Here is a 19863-nt window from a genome sequence, read left to right on the forward strand (position 1 = left end):
TTTTAGCTGGCAATCACACCTTGTTGGTTGGTTAATTGTTGGCTGTTAACCGTTTGGGTTTGATTGCTTACGAGATAACCTAACTTGTTATTCAGTGCTTGAGTTTTGATGTCCATTTCCGCATTCGAAACTAAACGCCCTTTCGTATTATCAAGCTGTTCCGCTCTAACAGTAAATTTACATTGTGTTTTTATCGCACCGCCTTGGTTATTTATCGTTTGGGCTTTCAAGGCAAAGTCTTGCTCACCGGTTTGTTCCCATACTGCATTTCGGGTATTTAAGTCGGTTTGTGTCGTTTGAATACGTTTTGCACTGACATGACTACTTTCGGTAGATAAAGTTTTAGGCGTGTTTAAACGCAGCGTCTCTTTGGCACTGAGTTTGGCTTGGTTTGCTTGAATATCGCCCGTTTTAGCATGAACATCAATTCTGTTGGCACTGGTTTGGCTTTTGTTTAAATCGGCTTTGTCCGTCTTGATTTGTAGCGTACCGCTTGCAATATTTTTGCCATTTAACACCGCTTGTTGGCGTGTAGTAATATGAATATCTTTGCCGTTATCCGCTTGTGCTGAGAGTTGACGAGTCTCCCCCTGTTTCGAACTTTGAATATCCACACCGGCAGCAATCAGTGACGATTCACTCGCTTCAATATGGTCGGCATCAAAGCTAATTTTTCCTTTCGCAATAGTTTCACCGCTTTGACGAATGTCATTTGCCGCTCGTTGTTGGATATCGCCTTGTCGTGCTACAATTGAGCCGTGTTGTTGGATATCCGCTTGGCTAGTTAAAACGATATTGCCTTGGTTGGTTTCCAATTTTCCGTGGTTTTCAATGCCTTTTGTACCTGCAAGTTGTACTTCTTTTTGGGCGTTAAATGTACCTCGATTGACAATTCTGCCTTGACTGTCAATTTTTAAAGTTTCGCTACTTGCACCAATATGTCCGGCATTGCGAACACCTATGCCGTTCTCCGTGCCGATAAGGTGGATTTTGCCCGAGTACATTCCTCCTAATTCACCCACATCCACCGCAAATTTAGGTTGATTTTCGCCTGCAAGCGGTTGATTTGTGTGAATAATTTGCAATTCTTCCGTATTATTCGACCGCTTGATAGTATTTTTACCCGTCACAACTTTGGTTTCTTTCTTCGACCAAATACCGGCGTTTACTTCCGCTTCACGAGCCAAAATCTCGGTATAGTCCACACGGCTATTATCCAAACCTTTGCCTAAAACGCTGACCTTACCTTTTTCCACCACAAAACTGTCGAGATGACCATTTTTAACTTGCGGTTTACCAGTGGTTAGCGTGGCTCGATCGGAGTTAATCACGCCACAACCTGCACAATGAATCCCGTTCGGGTTGGCAATAATCACATCAGCTTTTTTGCCTGCCACTTCCACATAGCCTTTTAATACACTCGGATTATTTGAAGTGACTTCATTTAAAATAACCTTGGCTTCACCACGGGCAAGATAGGGGTTACCTTGTACCCAACCGCCTTGTTGCGTTTGGGTATTGGTGCGACTGTTGTTCAGAACGGCACCTTTGGTATCGACACTAAATTGATTGTATTTATTGTGCGATAAACCTTTATCATTCGGCGTTTGGATATTAACCTGAGGTAAACCGTTGGCAGTTTGTAACACAATCGGTTGTTGGTTTTTCGGTGCGGTTTTATCCGCTTGAATAATCAAAGTTTCCGCAAGGACATTATCAGAAAACGCCACAAAACCTAACGCACAAAAGAGGCTAAAGGTAAGCGGTCGCATTTTGGCAAAAATTTGCGAAAGCGAGAATGAGGATTGTTCAGTAGACTTACCTTCGGACTTGGCAAGCTCTGACACGACCACTAAACGTTGTAAAGTCTTGCTGAAAATGACACAGAAACATTGTTTATTCATTTTTTATCCTGTTCAAAACTAGAAATGGTAATTTAAGTTAAAACCGGCAACTGTATTCGAGGTTTTAAAACCTGCCGGTTTACGAAGCGGTTTACCGACAAAAATATCGTAGCTAAAACGGCTAAAACCACCGCGTAAGCCGAGTACCGTCCCCATCAAATGATGCCCTAATCTACTTTCCGCATCTCTGCCCATTACTCGACCGCCGTCTAATGCCAAATAAAGTTGCTGTCCCCAACGATTCACATTCCAAGCGAATTCGTTACGCCATAACCAACCACGCTCACCTGAAAGCGTAAGTTCTCCATCAAAGCCTCGCACGGTGTAGCGTCCACCAATACTAAAACGGTCTTGTGCAATTAACGGGTTTTTATTCCATTGCGCATTCCAACCGGTATTAAATTGCCACGCTTGCTCTCCCAGCATAAACGGTTGTGTAAAATCAATAGAAGCCGTGATAATTTGCGGACGTGAAGTCCCCTCATTCCAAAGCTCTTCCGGTGCGGATAATGCCCCTCTTGCGCCCGTTCCACGTTTATAACTTCCTGATAATTCTAAAGTCGCATCGCCTAGATATTCTTTATGTGAAATACCGGCCTCCCAACCTGCCATACGGCGTTTTTGTACGTCAATTTCTCCACCGTCAATATAGTTTTGTGATTGGCGAGACCAAAAACCGCCTGATATAGACGTTTTACGTTTACTATCTCGATAAAGTAAATAAGAAAGGGTGGCTTTAGTGGTATTACTTTTGCCTGAGTAAATATAATTATTATCAAATGCTCCAAAGACCTCTTGGCGATAACGGTTATAGCTCAGAGAAGCAGATAAGGTCCAATAACCGAAAGGGATAGAATAATAGAAAGAGAGGTTTTTATTGGCTCGCTCGCCTTTATCATCATTGTTCGTTTTCAGGCTGTGCGTAAAAGAAGTGTAGAAAAGGTCATTAGCGGAAAACAGATTATCAAAGGAAAACGTACCGTTTGCCTGATATTTTCCGGTTGAAGTCGAACCGGCATCATCTAGCCCGACACTCAGTCGGAATGGAAATCCTTGCGCATAATGGATTTTTAAATCGCTGTCGCCTACGGAAGCCAATTCATCTTCACTTGGTAAAATCTCAATATTCGCTTCTGCCGTCGGCACGCGTTTTAGATTTTCTAAAGACTGCTCAATATCACGTACATTGAGCAAATTCCCCTTTTCAAAGGTAAAGGCGGTTAAAGCATGTAGTTTAGTAAAGCGAGGTACAACACCGCTATCCGCTATAATCGTATTACGCACTTTCCCCAAAATGACGGTTAAATTTAACTTACCACCACGTAAATCTTGCTCTTCCGTCACCACTCGGGTCGTCACATAACCTTGCTCAATAATATTATTTTGCACCTGCTTCATTAAAATGCCTAAACCCTCACCTCCAAGGCAATGTGGTAGAGTAAGTTTTAAATCGTGTGCGGCTTTATCTAATGCCCATTGGAATTGGCTGGTTGAAGTGCTTGAACCGTAATCGGTCAATGAAATGTAGTGGATAGGATAACAAGGGGATTCTTGTTTTAAAAACGAAAAAGGTTGTTGAACGTTCGTGTCTAAACGAACATCCGCTGAGACTTGTAGTTGTTTATCTTTTGATTGTTGATATTGCTGTTGCCTTTGTTGTTGTGTAGCATCCAGTTGATTTAACTCTGATAAACTCGAATATTGATTCGCCGAAACGCTAATTGAAACAGCAGCGAGTGGTATGTTAAGAAATTTTGGTTGGAAGTACATTATGTTTACCTAGTTCCATTTTAATTTATGGATTAAATTCTATATTATTAAAAGTGTTTAAATGAAGATTAGATAATTATAAACCCCAGGATAACATCTGTTCAAAATTAATTATTGTTGAATACCCCGTATCAAGTCTGATCAGACCATTACACCTATTTTTTCTCTTATTTTTTACTCTCTTTATTCTTTACATATTTATTTTAAGAATTTTCTCTCTTAGCTGAGTAATTTTCGTTATAATAAGAGTTTATTTTTATATTAAAAAGAGAACAAAAAATTATGGCTACAATTAAAGACGTTGCTAAATTAGCCGGTGTTTCAACTACCACCGTTTCACATGTAATTAATAAAACCCGTTTTGTAGCAGAAGATACCAGTAAAGCTGTTTGGGATGCCATCCAACAATTAAATTATTCCCCGAGTGCCGTTGCTCGTAGTTTAAAAGTCAATACTACGAAATCCATCGGTATGATCATCACGACCAGTGAAGCGCCTTACTTTGCTGAAATCGTGTTAGCGGTAGAAGAACATTGTTATCAGCAAGGTTATTCTCTTTTCTTATGTAATACTCAAAATGAACCGGAAAAGATTCAAAACCACCTCGATATGTTAATTAAAAAACGAGTGGACGGTGTGTTGGTAATGTGTTCCGAATATACTCGCGATTCTTTAGAATTATTTAACGGTACAAATATTCCAATGGTGGTTATGGATTGGGGTAAAGCCGATAATCATAGCGATCGTATTTTGGATAATAGCTTTGAAGGAGGATACTTAGCTACCCAACATTTAATTGAAAACGGTCATAAAGATATCGGCGTTATCGCCGGTCACCTAAGCAAAACCCTTTCCAAAGAACGTTACGAAGGTTTCTTAAAAGCGATGCACGAAGCAAATTTACCTGTGCACCAAGAATGGATTTATGAAGGCGACTTCGAACCGGAAAGCGGTTTTGAGCAAATGAATAATTTATTACGTTTGGAAAAATTACCGACCGCGATTTTTTGTTTCAGCGATACGATTGCATTAGGCGCCATTTCGGCATTAAGCGAAAAAGGATTGTCCGTGCCGCACGATATGTCAATTATCGGATACGATAATATTCATTCGTCACGCTTTTATTCTCCGCCGCTCACGACAATCCATCAATCTAAATCGCGTTTAGGTGTAAAAGCACTCAATATCTTACTTGAACGAATTAAAATAGATAAAACGCAATATCAGCCTCAAACGATTGAGTTTCATCCCGAATTAGTTTTACGTCGTTCCGTGAGAAACTTAAATAAATAATCCCAGTTAGAGAAGGAGCAAATATGGAATTTTTAATCAGCTTTTTCAGTAGCTATGGCTATTGGGCTGTATTTTTGGTTTTGTTGGCTTGTGGCTTCGGCGTACCGATTCCGGAAGATATTACTTTGGTTTCCGGCGGCGTGATTTCAGGCTTAGGCTATACCAACGTACATTGGATGTTAGTGGTAAGTATGTTCGGTGTATTAATCGGTGATAGTACCATGTATTGGTTAGGCCGTATTTACGGTGAAAAAATTCGCCAGTTTCCGTTAATTCGTAATATCGTGACTGAAGAACGTTACCAAATGGTGCAGGAACGTTTTGAAAAACAAGGCAACCGCTTATTATTCTTAGCGCGTTTCTTACCGGGGTTACGTGCGGTGGTGTATCTGGTATCCGGTATTACTCGTCGTGTAAGTTATACTCGTTTCGTGTTGGTTGATTTCTGTGCGGCGATTATTTCCGTGCCGATTTGGGTCTATTTAGGCGATTACGGCGCACAAAACCTCGATTGGCTACACGAACAAGTAAAAAACGGACAGCATATTATTTTTGCCGGTTTAGGTGTGATTGCCATCTATGTAGGCTGGAAATGGCGTAAATCTCGTAAAAATAAACAAGCTTAATTTGATGAAAAAGACCGCTTACAAGCGGTCTTTTTTTGCTTAAAATTTGCAAAAAGAAACCCCAAAGCAAAACTTTGAGGTTTGATTTAGTTTATTTACAAATTAAATATCTAACTGAGCGTATAGCGCATTACTTTCGATAAAATCACGACGAGGTTCAACTTCATCTCCCATTAGGGTACTAAACAACTTGTCAGCCGCAATCGCATCGGTGATATTCACTTGTAACATCTTACGTGCCACCGGATCCATTGTGGTTTCCCATAATTGTTCCGGATTCATCTCACCTAATCCTTTATAGCGTTGAATAGTTAAACCTTTACGTGATTCACGTACCAACCAATCTAACGCTTCGGCAAAACTGCTGATCTCTTGACGGCGTTCGCCACGCATTACATAAGCACTCGGTGACAATAAATCGTTTAACTCATTACCTAATGCGGTAATTTTGGCATATTCGTTACTGCTGATAAAGTTAAAATCAAGACGATAAGTGGTATCCATACCGTGAGTCGTTACCACAATTTCCGGCTCGTACACTTGACGCTCGGTATTGAAGAAAACTTCACTACGATAGAAACTACCGCCGGTTTCTTTTTCCATTAATTTCGCCACAAACTGCTCGTTCCAAGCGGTCACTTTTGCCTGATCTTTTGCAAATTCAACCGAAAGTGCCGGGCTATAAATCAACTCGTTTAACAACGCAACCGGATAGCGACGGCTTAAGCGTTCAAATAATTTTTGCACACCGTTATATTGCGCAATCAGATTTTCAAGTGCCACACCGCTTAATGCCGGCGCACCTTCGCTCACAAATAACCCTGCACCTTCTAACGCAATATCGATTTCATATTGCGACATTTCATCATTATCTTGAATATAACGCTCTTGCTTACCTTTTTTCACTTTATAAAGCGGCGGCTGAGCGATATAGATATAACCGTTCTCAATTAATTCCGGCATTTGACGGTAGAAGAAGGTTAATAGCAAGGTACGAATATGCGCACCATCCACGTCCGCATCGGTCATGATAATGATTTTGTGATAACGTAATTTGTCAATATTATAATCATCACGACCAATACCTGTACCTAACGCCGTAATCAAGGTTGCAACTTCTTGTGAAGAAAGCATCTTATCGAAACGTGCTTTTTCAACGTTTAAGATTTTACCTTTTAACGGCAGAATCGCTTGATTTTTACGATCACGACCTTGTTTTGCCGAACCGCCCGCAGAGTCCCCCTCCACTAAGTAAAGTTCTGATAACGCTGGGTCTTTTTCTTGGCAGTCCGCTAATTTACCCGGTAAACCGCCTAAATCCAACGCGCCTTTACGACGTGTCATTTCACGTGCTTTACGTGCTGCTTCACGCGCACGCGCCGCATCAATAATTTTGGTTACGATATTTTTCGCATCGTCCGGATTTTCCGCTAAGTACTCCGCTAATGCTTCGTTCATTGAACTTTCAACCGCACCACGCACTTCCGATGACACTAACTTATCTTTAGTTTGTGATGAGAATTTCGGATCCGGCACTTTTACTGAAATCACCGCCACTAAGCCTTCACGAGCATCGTCACCTGACGCATCAATATTCGCATCCGCTTTTTTCAGCACACCGCTACTATCCATATAGTTTTTTAGCGCACGGGTTAATGCTCCGCGGAAACCGGCTAAGTGCGTACCACCGTCACGTTGCGGAATATTATTCGTAAAGCAATAAACATTTTCGTTATAGCTGTCGTTCCACTGTAATGATACTTCAACACCAATGCCGTCTTTCTCGGTTGAAAGATAGAACGGTGTATTATGAATATGGGTTTTACCTTCGTTTAAATACTCAACGTAGGCTTTGATACCGCCTTCATATTTGAAATGCTCTTCTTTACCGTCACGCTCATCCACTAAACGGATTGACACGCCTGAGTTTAAGAAAGAAAGCTCACGTAAACGTTTTGACAGAATTTTATATTCGAATTCGGTTTTATTTTTGAAGATATCTAAACTTGGCCAGAAACGCACCATCGTACCGGTTTTATCCGTATCGCCAATGATTGTTAATGGCGCATCCGGTTCGCCTAAACTATAAAATTGCTCGTGAACATGACCTTCACGGCGAATAGTTAGCTGTAATTTTGATGAAAGCGCATTTACCACCGATACGCCCACACCGTGTAAACCGCCCGATACTTTATAGGAATTATCGTCAAATTTACCGCCGGCGTGCAATACCGTCATAATCACTTCCGCTGCAGATACGCCTTCTTCCGGGTGAATACCGACCGGGATACCGCGGCCGTCATCTTGTACGGAAACCGAATTATCTGAATGAATCGTAACAATAATATCTTTACAGTGTCCTGCTAACGCTTCATCGATCGCATTATCTACAACTTCAAACACCATATGGTGTAAACCTGTGCCATCATCGGTATCACCGATATACATACCCGGACGTTTACGTACCGCATCTAAGCCTCGTAAGACTTTAATGCTCGAAGAATCATAACTATTTGTTTGATTTTGTTCAGACATTCGTTATTCCTATACTTTATGAAATGGAAAAGGCTTTATTCTTAAATAAATTTAAAGCCAAAAATTATTGGGATTATAGCAGAAAAATGCGGAAAAGTATTGAAAACAAGCGGTTAAAAAAGGAGGGAAATTTGTAAACTTGGGAAATCAAAAAGCGGCTAACTTTTCTTGGCAAAAATCTCAGAAAATTTAACCGCTTGAACTTAACTTAGCTCATTAAGCATAGATGCCAACTAAAATGGCTAAAAATACACCTAAACCGAAATAGTGATTATTTAAAAATGCTTTAAAACATTTTTCTCTTTCTCTCTGTTTAGTTAGCCAACATTGATAACTAAACAAACTTGCACTCAACGCCAATACTACAAAATAGCCCCAATGGTATTGGCTTACCCAGCCAAAAACGACTAACAGCACTAGCGCAATAAATTGCAATAAGGCAATGATTTTATTGTCGTATTGGGCAAACAAAATCGCCGTGGATTTTACCCCGATACGCAGATCATCATCACGATCAACCATTGCATATTGCGTATCATAGGCGACCGTCCAGAAAATATTGGCAAAAAATAACAGCCAACATTCCAACGGCAGCGATTCACTTACCGCACTATACGCCATCGGAATCGCCCAACCGAATGCCATACCCAATACCACTTGCGGTAAATGGGTAAAACGTTTCATAAACGGATAAATAATCGCTAACGCTACCGCCACAAACGACAACAGGAAAGTATATCGGTTAAGCAATAAATCTAAAACAAAAGCGATACACAGCAGCAATACGAACAGTATTTTCGCTTCCGTAGTTGTTACTCGTCCGGTCGCAAGCGGACGCTGCGAGGTACGCTTCACTTCACCGTCAATATGGCGATCGGCATAATCGTTAATCACACAGCCCGCCGCCCGCATCACAATTACGCCTAACACGAAAATCACGAGTACGGACAAAGGTGGAACACCGCCGGCGGCGGCAAATAACGCCCACAATGTCGGATGAAGTAAAAGCAATGTACCGATTGGCTTATCAAAACGCATAAGTTGCGCATACGCCAACCATTTATTCCGAGAAAAATGTTGTTGAAAAAAAGTTGTCATTAATTACCGCAGATGTGTACTGCTACTTTGGTGGATACTAATCGTTGTTGCAATTCTAACGGTAACGGCAAATCTGTAAACAAATAATTTACTTCGGTAATATCACCTAGACGAACAATTGCGCTACGACTGAATTTTGAATGATCGGTTACCAAAATCACTTGGCGCGAACTTTGCATTAATGCTCGTTTCACTTGCACTTCGTGATAATCATAATCGAGCATTGAACCGTCACTATCAATCGCACTAATACCTAAGATCCCAAAATCCAAACGGAATTGGCTAATAAAATTCACGGTTGCTTCACCGATTAAGCCGCCGTCTGTCCGTAGATTACCGCCGGCTACCGTAATATGAAAATCTTCTTTCTGCATTAAAATGTGTGCCGCATTCAGATTATTAGTGACGATCCGCAAATTTTGGTGAGATAACAGCGCATAAGCTACCGCTTCAGAAGTCGTGCCGATATCTAAAAACAATGAAGCACCATTCGGGATCATTGTAGCTACGTGGCGCGCAATCTCATTTTTTTGCTCGGAGAAAAACTGTTTACGTTCGGTATAATCACTGTTTTCACTATTGGACGGAATGCCTGCGCCGCCGTGATGGCGACGGATTAAATTCTTTTCGGCTAATTCATTTAAATCACGGCGAATCGTTTGAGAACTTACCTCTAATTGAGCGACTAATTCTTCGGTACTGACATAACCTAACTGATTAACCAACTCAATGATTTTATTGTGGCGAATAGATTGTTTCATTTGCTTATTCCTCCGCAAACAAAGTTTAAAAAAATGACCGCTTACAAGCGGTCATTTTTAACTTAAATTTTACAATTTTTCAACAAGTTCTACCGCATAACCGATATAACTTGCCGGTGTCATTTCTTTTAAACGAACTTTTTCTTCCGCCGGAATCTCAAGTTTTTCGATAAACTCACGCATTGCCACTTCATCTACACGCTTACCACGCGTTAATTCTTTGAGTTTCTCGTATGGCTTTTCAATACCATAACGGCGCATTACCGTTTGAATCGGCTCTGCTAATACTTCCCAGTTTTGATTTAACTCATCGCGTAAATGTTGCTCGTTTACTTCTAACTTACTTACGCCTTTTAAGGTTGCCGCATAAGCAATCAAGCAATAGCCTAAACCTACGCCTAAGTTACGTAATACGGTTGAGTCGGTTAAGTCACGCTGCCAACGAGAAATCGGTAATTTTTGACCTAAATGGTTCATTACCGCATTCGCTAAGCCAAGGTTACCTTCCGAGTTTTCAAAGTCGATCGGGTTCACTTTGTGCGGCATGGTTGATGAACCGATTTCACCGGCAATCGTACGTTGTTTGAAGTGATTTAACGCAATATAACCCCACATATCACGGTCAAAATCGATCACAATCGTATTAAAACGTGCCACGCAATCAAAAAATTCCGCAATGTAATCGTGCGGTTCGATTTGTGTGGTGTACGGGTTCCAAGTTACGCCTAACGATTCTACAAACTCTTGGCTGAACGTATGCCAATCCACATCAGGATAAGCGGATAAATGCGCATTATAGTTACCTACCGCACCGTTGATTTTCGCTAAGATCTCTAAGTTTTCAAGCTGTTTGTATTGACGTTTTAAGCGATACGCCACGTTTGCCATCTCTTTACCGATAGTTGTCGGGCTTGCCGGCTGACCGTGCGTACGAGAAAGTAACGGAATATGTTGATAACGTTTTGCCAATTCCACTACCGCATCAATCACTTTTTTCCATTCCGGTAATAATACTTCTTCACGTGCCGTTTTTAGCATTAATGCGTGTGAAGTATTGTTAATATCTTCCGAGGTGCAAGCAAAGTGAATAAATTCGTTTACCGCTTGTAATTCGGGTAACGCTTCACATTTTTCTTTTAAAAAATACTCCACCGCTTTTACGTCGTGGTTGGTAGTGCGTTCAATCGTTTTGATACGATTTGCATCTTCTAACGAGAAATTTGCTATAATTTGATTTAGGTAATCGTTTGCTTTTTCAGAAAAAGCAGGAACTTCTTTGATTTGTGCTTGAGAAGCCAATTTTTGTAACCAACGAACCTCTACCGTTACACGGAATTTTAGTAAACCGAATTCACTAAAAATCGGGCGTAATGCGGCAGCTTTGTCTTGGTAACGACCATCGATTGGGGATAATGCTGTTAAAGCGGTAAGTTCCATTGTTTTCTCCAAATAAATAAATGTTCGGAACAAGTTCTCCATTACGGAGAACTTGTTTAAATACTTTTGTAAAACTGTTGTGCCTGATTAAGAATCTTTCTACGGGAAAATAAGAATTGCCAGCGAGTTCCGCCGACTTGTTGCCATAAAATACCGGCTCGAATACCGGCTAATAGACTGGCTCGGATTTTTTGCTGAATATCCGGACGCACCAGATAATCTTGTAAACCTAATACATGGATTTTTGAACCGAGTGGGCTAATCACATCGCTGTAAATCGCAGCTAAATTCGCAATCATTTGATCCGCCATAATATCATTCTCATAGAGCGGTAATTGACGTTCGATTTGCTGTAAACGCTCCGCCAATTTGGCTTTGGCTTCAGGATTTTTATTCAACTTTTGGCTTAAGGCGAGGACGTTAATCCAATAACGACCGATCTCAGTATCCAATTTACCGTTTGGGCTACCCATTTGTGCTTGAGCCGTTTCCAAGCCTAGTTTTAAATTGGCTAACTGACCGTCAAAAACCGCTAAGGTCGAATCCGGCTGAGTAACGAGTAAACTTTTAATTGAATTTGCAAAAATCTCACGATCTGCGGAACCTTTGTGAGCAAATTGTTGAACTAAACTAACCGCTTGGCAAACACCTGCAAAAGCAATCGTAATATCGTGATAATTGGTAGCCATAAATCAAAAATGAATGAAATGATTAAGAAAAGATAAAATCAAGAATTGATTGTCAATATAACACTTTTTTGTTTATTTTTGAATGAAAAAGCAAGAAATTTATTGTTGAGAAGAATAGAAAAGACGCCAACGTAACCGTTTGCGTCCTTTTAAAGCGTATTGGCTTAATTAATAAATTTACCGTTGTCCATGCGATAGACTTTATCGAATTTATCTAAGCCGTGTAAGCGATGAGTAATCATTAATAGGGTTCGATTTTGACAATGAGTCAAAATTAACGTCAAAATTTGTTGCTCGGTTTCACGATCCAAGCCTTCGGTCGGTTCGTCCAATAACACGATTTCCGCTTGGCTTAGTAATAAACGTGCCAAACCTAAGCGGCGTTGTTCACCGCCGGAAAGCGGTCTGCCGCCCTCTCCCAGCCATAAATCCAAACCTTGCTCATCTAATAAATAAGCTAATCCCACTTGATTTAACACCTTAATTAACTGGGTGTCCGTCGCCTGTGCATAGCCGAATAATAAGTTATCTCGTAAGCTACTGTTAAAAATATGTACTCGCTGACTTAATGTAACAAGGTGCTGACGTAAGCTCACTTCCGTATAATCGGTAATGTTACAAGAATTTAACTGAATTTGACCGCTTGTCGGATCATAATTACGATTAAGCAGTTGGAAAATGGTACTTTTACCGCTACCTGTTTTACCTAAAATCGCCACTTTTTGTCCGGCAAAAATCTCAAATGAAATGTCCTGTAACACCGGATCAACACGATTCGGATAAGTAAACGTCACACTCTCAAATTGAACAAGCGGTTTATTTTGCTCCGTATTTTGCCAATCGCTTTTGCTGCCGAAACTTACCGACGGTTGTTGTTCGGTAATTTCATTTAAGCGTTCTGCCGCAGTAATTACCTGACCCAAATGTAAAAACGCTAACCCAATCGGCATTAAAATCTCTGCCGATGCCATCACACAAAATACCACTAGTGCGATCAATGCTTCTGGGTACTCGGCGGAAGGCACATTAATTGCGGTTGAAGCCAAGTAAATTACCACGCAAAGCAAAATGCCGTTCGAAAAGATCAACAATGCGTTGGATAAGCCGGTTAATCTGCTCTCTTTACTTTGTGCATTCAACCACTCTTTTTCTGTTTGATTCAGCTTATCGCTTGCTTGAGCGACCACACCGAATAATAAAAATTCTGCGTGCATTTGGATCCATTCAATAAATTGGCTACGATAATTTGCCCGCGCTTGTACTACGATTGCACCGGATTTTCTCCCTAAACGATAAAACAACATTGGGAAAATAATCAGTAACGCAGTTAATGATCCACAAATAACTAAAGCAAGTAACGGTGAAACAAAAGACAAACCGATACCCATAAATGCAATGAGCATAATCGCACTGACAAACGGAGACATTAGATTTAGATATAACGTATCTAAAGTATCGACATCCGCGACTAAACGGTTAAGCAACTCACTGTTTCTAAAACGATTTAAACCGCTCGGACTAAGCGGAATCAGCTTACGAAATACGGTAACGCGTAAATTAGCCAATACTCGGAATGTGGCATCATGCGTCACCAAACGCTCAAAATAACGTGAGATCGTCCGTCCGATTGCTAAGCCTCTTACGCCTGACGACGGATAAAAGAAATTAAAAATAATTGCCGAGCCGGCTAAAAAGGATGCGGATAAAAACCAACCGGATAAACTTAATAAACCGATACTTGCGGTTAAACCCGCTATTGCTAATACAATACCCAATAATAAACGTCCCCAATGGGTACGATAAAGAGAGAGGAAAGGAAAAATTGATTTCATGTATCACCTATTAGTATTGCTGCAATTCTGCAAAATATCCTTCTTTTTCGACCGCTTCGAAACCGCCTTTTTGTACGATTTCACCTTGTTTCATCACCCAAATTTCATCACATTGTTTGAGATCTTCAATACGGTGCGTAATCATTAAAGTGGTTTGCGTTTGGCTTAAATGTTGCAATGCATTTAACACTTGTTGTTCGGATTGCATATCCAAGCTGGCGGTCGGCTCATCTAGCAAAAGCAATTCATAATCTCGCAATAATGCACGCGCAATTGCAATACGCTGCGCTTGTCCGCCGGAAATACCGGCATTCGCATCTTGTACTTGGCTGTCTAAACCTAAACGGTAAACAAATTCATCCGCTTTGGATAACGCTAACGCTCGATCCAATTTGGATTCGCTCGCATTCGGATTCCCCAATAAGATATTCTCTCTCAACGACCCTTTAATCAATTGCGGATTTTGTCCGACCCATGCGAGTTTTTGACGGTATTGCGCTAAACTCAGCTCACGCAATTCAATTCCGTTTATGGTTACCGAACCTTGATAAGGTAAGAAACCTAATAACATATTCATTAACGAGCTTTTACCAGCACCGCTTTGTCCGACGAGCGCAATATGTTGTTGCGCCGCAATAGTAAAACTTAACGGCTTGGTTAAGGCTTTACCTTGAGGCGAAAGAATCACGCACTCTTTCGCAATGATTTCAAGCGGTCGATTCGGCAAATCTTTTTGCAAATCGGTTTGTAGTTGCGTCACTTGTTGATTTAAAAATCGCTCAATATTATCCGCCGCACCGATTGCCGCCGCTTTATCGTGATAAAACACGCCTAAATCGCGTAACGGTTGGTAAAATTCCGGTGCCAGCATTAAGCAGAAAAAGCCGATAAATAGACTGACTCCCGTTCCGTAATAGCCGAAATCCAACTCACCCAAATAAATAAAGCCGAAATAAACCGCCATTACCGCAATAGAAACCGCAGTAAAAAACTCCAATACTGCTGAAGAAAGAAACGCCATTTTCAGCACATCCATCGTACTTATACGAAATTCCTCGGTACTTTGATAAATTTGCTCGGTTTGTTTTTCTGCCTGACCGAATAAACGAATAGTCTCCAACCCTCTTAACTTATCTAAAAATTGACCGCTAATACGAGAAAGTACACCAATATTGCGTTGGTTCGCTTCCACCGCTTTAATACCGGCTAACGCCATAAAAATAGGTAATAGCGGTAAAGTGGCAAACAAAATAAGCCCTGCCGCCCAGTTAATCGGGAACACAAAGCAGAGAATAATCATTGGTACAATTACCGATAAAAATTGCTGCGGCAAGTAACGAGCATAAAAATTATGTAGGTTTTCCACTTGTTCCAACATTAATGTCGCCCAACTTCCCGACGGCTTTTGCTGCATACTCATTGGTCCGATTTCAACCAATTTTGCCATAATTTGTTCACGTAAATGTAAACGTAGCGTTTGACCCGCTTTAAAGCCGGTACGTTCACGTAACCAAATCAATAGCGCACGACCGCTAAAACAAACAAATAACAAGCCGAGTTCCACTAAGAATGTTTGAGGGCTTTGATGTTCAATAATCATTTTATGTAACATCGTTGCTAAAAGTGCCATTTGTCCAATCATCAATACAGCACTCAAACTACCGAGTAACACATTAAAATACATCCATTTTTTAATGATCTTTTGCTGCCCTCGAAGCCATTTTTGCAACTGTCTTTGTCGTTGTTTTTCCATATTTGATCAATTTTTGTTTAATTTAGATAACACGTTGAATTGAATTGGATTTTAGCACGTTATCTGCCATTCTTGGGCAAAATTTATAGAAAAAATAAGCGGTCTGCTTTGCAAAAAAATTCACAAAATAGACCGCTTGTTTAAAATACTTGATGAAATTACTCAAACATTTCATCAAATTCAAAACGATACATTAAATCGACCGCTTGATTTACACTTGATACCCATTGCAAATAAAGTCTCGGTGCTAAATTATAGCGTAGGGTTAATTCGGTAAGTGCGGCAAAAATGCCGACTCCGTATTTCACTTTAAATTTAGGCGTTAAGCTCGCACTGACTTCCACTTTAGTATTGTCACCAATCCCTGCCGTCGTCACGTTTAAATCTTTTAAGCCGAAAGTACTGCCTACCGCCCCAACGGTTTTACTGCTTTTCGATAAGCTCATACTGATTAACGCCGCCGCCATCGAATTACTGGATCCCGCATCGCCGCTATTATCTAACGAGCGACCGGTCAGTACATACGAGAGGGCTTCATTCTGTGACATCGCCGGCTCGGAGAATACTTTTACTTCCGAGCTATCCGCTAAACCGATAACTTTTACCCCGGCGGTTACACTCGGATCTTCCATGGCTTCAGGATTACGAATCGCTTCAATATTTAACGAAGGTTGCGACGGTAATCCGGCAAAGCTGATCACGCCTTTACGAATTAGTAAATCTTGTCCGAATGACGCATAACGCCCGTTTTTTAAATTTACTTGTCCGTATAAACCGAGTCCCTGTTTACCTTGACGTACCGCAATCGTCCCGTTTAAATGACTTTTTAAACCATAAGCATTAATACTGACATCATCGCCGATATTGATATTAATATTTGCTTTGATTGCCATACCGCCGGCGGTTTTATCCGGAATCTGACGCTGAGCTAACGGCACTTTTTGTTTTACCGAACCGTCCATAATCACTTCATCACCGCTAACGCTTACCGCACTTTCCGGTAAGGATTCGACCGCAATTCGCGCCCAAGGAATATCAATATTACCACCTAAGATAAGTTCTTTCGGTGTTGCGGTTACTTCAATATTCGGGCTAAATTCCACTTTCGCCATATTCGGCACGTTTACGCGGAAGCGATGCGCTTGGGCGTGTACTCTGGTTTTCCACGCATCTAAACGTCGCCAATCCGCATCGCCGTCCAAACGCAATTCGCTTTCCGTGGTTTGTACTCGACCGGAAAGCGTTGAAGTCGCACCGTGGAAATTTAACGCTAAATGACCGCCGGTGACATCAAACGGCATTGCACTCGCTTTCGCCCGTAACTCGCTAAGATTTAACGTGCCGTTTAATAACGGTGCGGTGACAGTTCCTCCGACTGACAAACGTGCATTGATATTGCCGTCAATCGATTCACCTCCGGTTAATAACGGCTTAATCAATTTAAGCGTAAGCTGATCAATATGAATACTACCGGATAATTTACGTGCATTAGCCACATCATTCATCACGAGATCCGTCGCAAGGCGACCGTTATTTTCCACTTTAATATCGCTTTTCAGCTTCAAATTATTATCCGCTAAATTCGCATTCACTTTAACCGGACTTAATGTGAGAGGGAAACTATTGCCTCCGTCTAATTTTTGCACCAATTTCAAGGCGTTAGAATTCAATTCTAAATTCACCTGCGGCTGTTTATTCTTAAACCAAGCGGCATCACCTTTGGCATTAATAATGCCGGATAATTGGGTATTTTTATCTAAAAACGCCTGAATTGCCGCTAAATCGAATTGCTTGATTTCAAACGGTACTTTACCCTCTTGACCGGCATCAAATGCCTGTGGAAAACACAAATTAATTTTGGGATTGTTCCAACAATGGGCAGAAACATTCGCATTAACTTGCTTGTTATCGTAGCTAACATTCACTGTTTGGTTGGTTTTAAACGAACCGAAGTCCGTGCTATCAATAGCGACTTGACTTAGTTGCCCTTTCCACACTTGCTGTAAGCGGTCGAATTTTCCCGAAAGCTGCAAACTCGCCCCAATCGGATTACCTTTCGCATTCAGTTTTAAACTATGATTTTCCTCACTGCCATTCGCCACTAAGCTGGCATTCTCTACCTGTACATCGCCGTATACCAATTGCGCTAAATTTATCGCTAAATTACCTTGAATCGTTTTTTCGGTGGTCACTTTACCTTTTGCGACCAAGTTTTTTAGATTAAGCTGATCATAGCTTAAACTTTTAGCGACTAAATCCAGATCTAAATTAGGTTCGGCAACTTTACCGGTCAGCTTCACATTCCCTTGAATATTTGCCGCTAATTTAGGTAATAAACCGCTTAAATTCGGCGCATTAATTTGCGCCGCAAAGTCTGATTTATCACTTAAGACTCCCTTTAGCGCAATATTATTTTCACCGTAAACCAACGTGGCGGAAGGTACGTCTAATAAAGTGTCACGATTCGATTTAATCTCACCTTTGAGCTGTAAATTTTTTTGCAAAAGCGAACCGTTCAAATCTAAATGAGAAACCTCAACATTCCAATCCGAACCGTTTTCTCCTCGTCCCGCATAGCCTTTAGATTGCAAACCGCCGGAAAGCACTGCAGCCCATTGCGGTGCCAGCGATTTGGTATTGATCGCATTTAGATCCGTTTTCGCATCCCATGCCACTCCGTTTTCCCAATTAATATTTCCGCTTAAATTTGCTTTACCCTCTAAAGCATTCAGCGTAAGTTGCTCAATATTAAATTGGCTAATTTCGCCTTGCCCTTTTAGATGCGCGTAACTTGCCGGAATGCCCATACCTGTCGCATTCACTTTTGTATCTAGTTGATAATTAAGTAAATCGCCGGTGAGTAAGAAATCAATTTTTTCTAATTTCAACGGATCAGTTCCTTTTTCCGGTATAAACGGATAGGAAACCGCTTCACTGGCTAAGTGAAGATTTAATGGCGTTTTCGGCTCGGCAAGCTGAACCTCACCGGTTAAACGAGCTTTTACTGCACCGTTTGTTTGAATATCCAGCGAAGTTTTACCAAATAATTCACCGTTTAATACTACTTTTGCTTGGCTTGCCGGAATTTTTAGATCCGCTAATAATGGTGAATCCGCATTTAACGTCCAATTGAGAGGGTAATTTTCCGCTAATGTCAGTAAGCCGTTGCCGTTAATATTACCTCGATCACTTTTTAGCAATAGTTGTGATAACTCGATCGCTTGTTGATCCGCTTTTGCCTGCAATAAAAGCGATTCTAGCTTCACAATGGATTGAGGTGTAACGAACTTTCCGTCCTTATCTTTTACTTTCTGTTCTATGTGAATATTTTTGGCTTCCAATTGTGGAATTACCGCATCTAAAGGCAATTTAATCGGTGCTTGTTTGGTCAATAACGGTTGTGCCAATTTAGCTTTAATTTCTGCCCAATCAATGGTAGAAGCGGTCTGTTTTACCGATTCTTTTGCAATATTTTGTGTTTTTTCGACCGCTTGTGCCGCACTTGCCGGCGCAAGTGAAACCGTTAAACCGTCTAATTCGGTCGGGGCTAAATTCACAGCTCTGCCTTTGCCTGAAATCCCCGAATGGAAATGCGTTAAAGCAATATCCATTTCATCGACTTTGACTTGAATATTGTCTAAAACAATCTTGTTAGCCGATATGCCTACCGGTAAATTCAATTCGGTAAAAGGTTCGCTTTCCTTCTCCGGTTGCGCAGGCGGTAATTTAGCCGTATCAATCTCAACTTTCGTATCTTTTAATGCGAGATTCTCAACGCAGCTTTCCAGTCTTAATAAACAACCGAAGCCGATCTGTAAATCCGCTTGTCCGACCGCAACATCCACTCCATCCGTCACAAATTTAGTATCGGATAAAGTTAATCCGTCTTGCAGACTACCTTTTACACTGCCGATAGTTAATGGTTCGAGAAATTTATCCGCCAATTCGAATGCGGTTCGTTGCCCTTTTCCCGTCATTAAAAAAACGAATGGAATTAAAATCAAACACAATAAACCGCAACCGAGATGACGTAACCAACGCCATTTACTTTTTTTGGTCGTTACGAGATCTTGCTCCGTTTGTTCATTTTCTACTTGTTGATGATGTTGCTCGCTCATGGCTGTTACCATTTATCTAATACAAATAAAGCGGACAAATTTATCCG

12 protein-coding genes are annotated in these 19863 nt (G+C 41.0%); 2 read left to right on the plus strand and 10 right to left on the minus strand.

The features are described 5' to 3' along the window. Nucleotides 1-2 precede the first annotated feature (2 nt). Together NYR63_RS11310 and NYR63_RS04470 are read right to left on the minus strand one after the other, a co-directional pair. A complete protein-coding gene (locus NYR63_RS11310) occupies nt 3-1904 on the minus strand; it encodes a filamentous hemagglutinin N-terminal domain-containing protein (protein ID WP_431831768.1) in 1902 nt (633 codons plus the stop codon). A gap of 18 nt (nt 1905-1922) precedes the next feature. Continuing rightward, a complete protein-coding gene (locus tag NYR63_RS04470; protein ID WP_279458373.1) occupies nt 1923-3674 on the minus strand; it encodes a ShlB/FhaC/HecB family hemolysin secretion/activation protein in 1752 nt (583 codons plus the stop codon). A gap of 282 nt (nt 3675-3956) precedes the next feature. On the opposite strand from NYR63_RS04470, the gene purR reads away from it, so the two are divergent. Both purR and NYR63_RS04480 read left to right on the plus strand, forming a co-directional pair. Next, complete coding sequence (gene purR, locus NYR63_RS04475) at nt 3957-4967, plus strand: HTH-type transcriptional repressor PurR (protein WP_279458374.1); 1011 nt, start codon at nt 3957-3959, stop codon at nt 4965-4967. Between the two features lie 23 nt (nt 4968-4990). Beyond that, nucleotides 4991-5593 carry a DedA family protein gene (locus NYR63_RS04480; RefSeq protein ID WP_279458375.1) on the plus strand — a complete coding sequence of 201 codons (603 nt, stop codon included), beginning with the start codon at nt 4991-4993 and terminating at the stop codon, nt 5591-5593. A 102-nt stretch (nt 5594-5695) separates the two neighbouring features. Here the strand turns inward: NYR63_RS04480 and gyrB are convergent, their stop codons facing one another. The 8 genes from gyrB to tamB all read right to left on the minus strand — a co-directional run bounded on the left by gyrB (nt 5696) and on the right by tamB (nt 19816). Next, nucleotides 5696-8128, minus strand: coding sequence for a DNA topoisomerase (ATP-hydrolyzing) subunit B (gene gyrB / locus NYR63_RS04485; protein WP_279458376.1), 2433 nt, complete (start codon nt 8126-8128; stop codon nt 5696-5698). Between the two features lie 216 nt (nt 8129-8344). Then, nucleotides 8345-9226: a 4-hydroxybenzoate octaprenyltransferase gene (gene ubiA, locus NYR63_RS04490; protein WP_279458377.1), complete on the minus strand. Its 882-nt coding sequence runs from the start codon at nt 9224-9226 to the stop codon at nt 8345-8347. After that, complete coding sequence (locus NYR63_RS04495; protein ID WP_279458378.1) at nt 9226-9987, minus strand: DeoR/GlpR family transcriptional regulator; 762 nt, start codon at nt 9985-9987, stop codon at nt 9226-9228. Before NYR63_RS04495 ends, ubiA begins: the two co-directional genes overlap by 1 nt. 69 nt (nt 9988-10056) lie before the next feature. Beyond that, entirely contained in the window at nt 10057-11424 is a 1368-nt protein-coding gene (purB, locus tag NYR63_RS04500; protein WP_279458379.1) for an adenylosuccinate lyase, read from the minus strand. A 56-nt stretch (nt 11425-11480) separates the two neighbouring features. Next, nucleotides 11481-12113 (minus strand): high frequency lysogenization protein HflD, encoded by a 633-nt coding sequence (hflD, locus tag NYR63_RS04505; protein WP_279458380.1) that lies wholly within the window; start codon nt 12111-12113, stop codon nt 11481-11483. 164 nt (nt 12114-12277) lie between these two features. Then, nucleotides 12278-13945, minus strand: a complete 1668-nt coding sequence (gene cydC, locus NYR63_RS04510) for a heme ABC transporter ATP-binding protein/permease CydC (RefSeq protein WP_279458381.1) — start codon at nt 13943-13945, stop codon at nt 12278-12280. Nucleotides 13946-13955: 10 nt separating this feature from the next. After that, nucleotides 13956-15698 (minus strand): heme ABC transporter permease/ATP-binding protein CydD, encoded by a 1743-nt coding sequence (gene cydD, locus NYR63_RS04515; RefSeq protein ID WP_279458382.1) that lies wholly within the window; start codon nt 15696-15698, stop codon nt 13956-13958. Between the two features lie 158 nt (nt 15699-15856). Next, the gene (gene tamB, locus NYR63_RS04520; protein ID WP_279458383.1) at nt 15857-19816 is read right to left on the minus strand and encodes an autotransporter assembly complex protein TamB; all 3960 of its coding nucleotides are present in this window, start codon (nt 19814-19816) and stop codon (nt 15857-15859) included. Nucleotides 19817-19863 lie beyond the last annotated feature (47 nt).

It is taken from the genome of Actinobacillus genomosp. 1 (assembly GCF_029774175.1).
Lineage (GTDB): Bacteria > Pseudomonadota > Gammaproteobacteria > Enterobacterales > Pasteurellaceae > Actinobacillus.

What these genes read in the sequence shown, in the direction of transcription:
- NYR63_RS11310 (WP_431831768.1), bottom strand. Translation starts at nt 1,904, where the DNA reads ATGAATAAACAATGTTTCTGTGTCATTTTCAGCAAGACTTTACAACGT.
- NYR63_RS04470 (WP_279458373.1), bottom strand. Translation starts at nt 3,674, where the DNA reads ATGTACTTCCAACCAAAATTTCTTAACATACCACTCGCTGCTGTTTCA.
- purR (WP_279458374.1), top strand. Translation starts at nt 3,957, where the DNA reads ATGGCTACAATTAAAGACGTTGCTAAATTAGCCGGTGTTTCAACTACC.
- NYR63_RS04480 (WP_279458375.1), top strand. Translation starts at nt 4,991, where the DNA reads ATGGAATTTTTAATCAGCTTTTTCAGTAGCTATGGCTATTGGGCTGTA.
- gyrB (WP_279458376.1), bottom strand. Translation starts at nt 8,128, where the DNA reads ATGTCTGAACAAAATCAAACAAATAGTTATGATTCTTCGAGCATTAAA.
- ubiA (WP_279458377.1), bottom strand. Translation starts at nt 9,226, where the DNA reads ATGACAACTTTTTTTCAACAACATTTTTCTCGGAATAAATGGTTGGCG.
- NYR63_RS04495 (WP_279458378.1), bottom strand. Translation starts at nt 9,987, where the DNA reads ATGAAACAATCTATTCGCCACAATAAAATCATTGAGTTGGTTAATCAG.
- purB (WP_279458379.1), bottom strand. Translation starts at nt 11,424, where the DNA reads ATGGAACTTACCGCTTTAACAGCATTATCCCCAATCGATGGTCGTTAC.
- hflD (WP_279458380.1), bottom strand. Translation starts at nt 12,113, where the DNA reads ATGGCTACCAATTATCACGATATTACGATTGCTTTTGCAGGTGTTTGC.
- cydC (WP_279458381.1), bottom strand. Translation starts at nt 13,945, where the DNA reads ATGAAATCAATTTTTCCTTTCCTCTCTCTTTATCGTACCCATTGGGGA.
- cydD (WP_279458382.1), bottom strand. Translation starts at nt 15,698, where the DNA reads ATGGAAAAACAACGACAAAGACAGTTGCAAAAATGGCTTCGAGGGCAG.
- tamB (WP_279458383.1), bottom strand. Translation starts at nt 19,816, where the DNA reads ATGAGCGAGCAACATCATCAACAAGTAGAAAATGAACAAACGGAGCAA.